1 protein-coding gene is annotated in these 372 nt (G+C 57.0%); it reads left to right on the forward strand.

Annotation, left to right across the window (positions count from 1 at the left end):
• Positions 1 to 372, forward strand: a 372-nt coding sequence (locus SB753_RS35270) for a response regulator (protein ID WP_410804697.1), incomplete at both ends; no start/stop codon positions are given.

Raw genomic sequence — 372 nt, forward strand, 5'->3', positions numbered from 1 at the left:
GTCACCGTCCGTTTGCCGATATGCTGCGAGCCCAATCCGTCGACCGACCGCCACACTGAAACAGAAACGAGCACAAGCGTCAATCCAGTAAGCATCCTGCTGGTTGATGATTGCGAGGATGCATTGCAGTCTTTATCAACGGTGCTCGCGCTCGACGGACATTCAGTTGACACGGCCGATAGTGGCGCAGCGGCAATGCGGCGACTCAAGTCGAGCAAGCCGGATGTCGCCATCGTTGACATCTGTCTTCCTGATGCGGATGGCTTTGATATTGCAAGGGCCATCAGGCGGGACGAATCTCTTGACGACATTTACCTCGTTGCGCTCAGCGGCTATGCAGACGAGACAGACGGTAGGCGCGCGTTTGCGGCC

This window comes from Paraburkholderia sp. SIMBA_053, assembly GCF_046534895.1.
Taxonomy (GTDB): domain Bacteria; phylum Pseudomonadota; class Gammaproteobacteria; order Burkholderiales; family Burkholderiaceae; genus Paraburkholderia; species Paraburkholderia caledonica.